Source organism: Nocardia sp. NPDC058497 (assembly GCF_042720195.1).
Classification (GTDB): Bacteria; Actinomycetota; Actinomycetes; order Mycobacteriales; family Mycobacteriaceae; genus Nocardia.
In genome coordinates, this window is record NZ_JBHXMY010000477.1 from 277 (window position 1) to 3,787 (window position 3,511).

A 3,511-nucleotide genomic window follows, 5' to 3' on the forward strand; every position below is an offset into this window, starting at 1 on the left:
TTGCGCTCAACTCGCGGTCGCCGTCGCCAATGCCGGGGTCACCCCGGCACCGGCGACCGTGCGCTCGATGGACCCGCGCGATTTCGATCGCGTGATGGCCGTCAACCTCGACGGCTGTTTCAACACCGTGCATCCGGCGCTCGATCACATCGTCGCAGCGCACGGGCATGTGGTGGTCGTGTCGTCGTGTGCGTCGTTCGCGCCGGGCATGGCCGGATCGCCGTACATGATGAGCAAGGCCGCGGTCGAGCAGTTCGGCCGTGCGCTGCGGGTGGAACTGGCTGCGGTAGGCGCGAGCGCCGGGGTCGCGTACTTCGGAGTCGTCGACACCGGGCTGACCCACGCGACGCTCGACGAGGACGACATCGGCCGCGAACTCGGCGAGATGCTGCCCTGGCCACTGAATGTCCGGATCAGCGCGGCCCACGCCGCGACCGTCATCGCCGACGGCATCGAGCGGCGCGCGGCCCGGACCATCGCGCCCAGCGGATGGGAGCCGTACGCGCTGCTGCGCGGCGCGGTGAACGTGGTGCTCGACGCCCAGCTCGCGGGCAGTGGGAAAGTCAAGGATCTGCTCGCGCGCGTCGAGGATCGGGCCGTCGGCCGGTGACCGCGCCCGAACGCGGATCGATGCGTACCCGCGCGGCCAGGCTGGTCGCGGAACGAACTGTACGTCCACTGGCGGCCGCGATCCCCGTCAACACCACGACGGTGCCGTTCGCCCGGCTGGCGATTTACGCGGCGATGTGCGTCGTCGGGCCGAGTCTGATCGGAACCGTGGTGGATCGCATCGACGACGGAGCAGTACGCGGCGAGCTGGTCACCGGGCCGAAGGTGACCCGCACCGACGCGGTCGTGCTGTACGTACACGGCGGCGGCTTCGTCGCCGGGTCGGCAGCGGCGTATCGCGGTGTGGCGTCGCGGCTCTCGACGGCGTCCCGGACGCCGGTGTTCGTCGTGGACTACCGCTTGGCCCCCGAGTACCCGAGCCCCTGCGCCCAGCAGGATGTGGCGCAGGCCTACCGGTGGTTGCTCCGGCGCGGATTCGATCCGGACCGGATCGTGCTCGCCGGCGATTCGGCGGGCGGTTTCCTCGGCGCCGACTTCGCCATCACCAACGCGGGCCAGGGGCTGCCCGGCCCGGCCGGGTTGGTGCTGTTCTCCCCGATGGCCGATCTCAGCCTGGAGATCGCGCAAAACGGGGGTGCGAGCCGCGACGGCATGATCTCGTACCCATTGTCGGTCAAAGCGGTCGCCCAGTTCACCAGTGAACGTCTCGAACTGTGCCCCGAGCGGGGAATGCGACTGCCGCCGACCCTGATCCAGACCGGCAGCACGGAGTACTTCGCCGCCGACGCGGTCGAACTGGCCGACCGTTTCCGTGCCGCGAACGTCGCCTGTGAACTCCAGGTCTGGCCCGATCAGATGCATGTTTTCCAAGTCATGCCCGCGCTGGCACCCGAGGCTCGCTTCGCCTTCGGCGCGGCGGGCCGATTCATCACTTCGATCCTCGACTCCGAAACCGCCTCTGCGGTCTGAACCACGGAAGACTCCACACATGTCGACACCACGTTTCGAAACCCTCTGTGCCGCATTCCAGCACAACGCGACCATCGATCCCGACGCCGTCGCCCTGCGCACTCCCGGCGACGCCAAGACCATGACCTGGCGCGACTACGCGGCCGGTGTTCGTGCCACCGCGGCCGGTCTGGCCGCACTCGGGGTCCGCCGCGGCGACACTGTCGCGCTGATGATGAGCAATCGCGTCGAGTTCTATCCACTCGAAGTGGGCGCCCAACACGTGGGCGCGACGTCGTTCTCCGTCTACAACACTCTCGCCGCCGACCAGCTCGCGCATGTGCTGGGCAATGCCGGTGCCCGGGTGGTCATCTGTGAGCCGCAGTACGTGCAGCGGCTGCGCGACAGCGGAGTCTCGCTCGACCACATCGTCTGCATCGACGACGCCGTCGAAGGAACGGTTCCGGTGGCGGACATGATCGCCGCGGGCAGCCCCGACTTCGATTTCGATGCCTCGTGGCGAGCGGTCACGGCCGACGATGTGGCGACCCTGATCTACACCTCGGGTACCACCGGAAACCCGAAGGGCGTCGAGACGACGCACGCGAACCTGATGTTCCAGGCCTACGGACTCGGCGATGTGCTGGGCTTCGAGTTCGGCGATTCGATCACCTCGTTCATGCCGAGCGCGCACATCGCCGACCGGCTGACCGCGCTCTACCTCCAGGAGGTCTTCGGCATCCAGGTCACCTCGGTGTCGGACCCGAAGCAGATCGCCGGCGCGCTGGCCGACCTGCGTCCGACCATCTGGGGTGCGGTGCCGCGGGTGTGGGAGAAGCTCAAGGCCGCCATCGAATTCGTGGTCGCCAACGAACCGGACCAGACCCGCAAGCAGGGCATGCAGTGGGCACTGTCGGTGGCTGCCAAGCGCAGCGAGTACCAGCTGGCCGGGCAGCCGGTGCCCGACGAGGTCGCTGCCGAATGGGCCAAGGCCGACGAGTTGGTGCTGTCGAAGCTGCGGGCCAAGCTCGGCTTCGACCGCGTCCGCTTCGCCCTGTCCGGTGCCGCGCCGATTCCGCCGCAGACACTCGGCTTCTTCGCCGGGCTCGGGGTGCCGATTTCCGAGATCTGGGGGATGTCGGAACTGTCGTGCATCTGCACGGTGAGTCACCCGAGCGACACCCGCCTCGGGACGGTCGGGCGGCTGCTGGCGGGTATGGAGTCCCGCATCGCCGACGACGGTGAGCTCTTCGTCCGCGGCCCACTGGTGATGAAGGGTTACCGCGGCGAGCCGGCGAAGACCGCCGAGGCCATCGACGGCGATGGCTGGTTGAGCACCGGCGACGTGGTGACCGTCGACGAGGACGGGTACTACCGGGTGGTCGACCGGAAGAAGGAACTGATCATCAACGCGTCGGGCAAGAACATGTCCCCGACCACGATCGAGCACGCCATCAAATCGTCGACGCCGCTGATCGGTGCGATGGCCACCCTCGGCGACGGACAGCCGTTCAACACCGCGCTGATCGTCCTCGACGCCGAGAGCGCCGAACCCTATGCGGCTCAGCACAATCTGCCCGACGCCTCTGCCGCGGCGCTGGCCGCGAACCCCGAGGTGATCAAGCAGATCGCCGCGGGTGTGGCCGCGGGTAACGAGAAACTCTCGCGGGTCGAGCAGGTCAAGCGATTCCGGATTCTCCCGGTCTTCTGGGAGGCAGGCGGTGACGAGGTGACACTGACCATGAAACTCAAGCGGAAGGTGATCGCCGAGAAGTACGCGGCCGAGATCGCCGAACTCTACGCGGAGGACCCGGTTGCCGAGGTCATCGAGCCTGCCTGATCGGTAGGGCAGTGACGTAGCAGTCCTTGTGGCGGGCCATAGGATGATTGCCCCCTCAACCCGCACCGGCCGATCCCACACCGGGATGACATCGGCCCCTGTGTCGTATAAAAAACTCCGAGCCCCCCAAACCCTAATAGAGCGGGTGAGCCG

Annotated in this window: 3 protein-coding genes; all 3 read left to right on the plus strand. The window is 67.7% G+C overall.

Going from position 1 to position 3,511, the window contains the following annotated elements; genetic code table 11:
• A partial coding sequence (locus ACFWPJ_RS25270) for an SDR family NAD(P)-dependent oxidoreductase (protein WP_378854868.1) occupies positions 1 to 610 on the plus strand: 610 nt, incomplete at its 5' end.
• Positions 607 to 1,539, plus strand: a complete 933-nt coding sequence (locus tag ACFWPJ_RS25275) for an alpha/beta hydrolase (RefSeq protein WP_378854869.1) — start codon at positions 607 to 609, stop codon at positions 1,537 to 1,539. The genes ACFWPJ_RS25270 and ACFWPJ_RS25275, both read left to right, overlap by 4 nt.
• 19 nt (positions 1,540 to 1,558) lie before the next feature.
• Positions 1,559 to 3,358, plus strand: coding sequence for a fatty acid--CoA ligase FadD11 (fadD11, locus tag ACFWPJ_RS25280; RefSeq protein ID WP_378854870.1), 1,800 nt, complete (start codon positions 1,559 to 1,561; stop codon positions 3,356 to 3,358).
• The last annotated feature ends 153 nt before the right edge of the window (positions 3,359 to 3,511 follow it).

Coding starts and splice junctions, on each gene's coding strand:
- fadD11 (WP_378854870.1), top strand. CDS start 1,559: ATGTCGACACCACGTTTCGAAACCCTCTGTGCCGCATTCCAGCACAAC.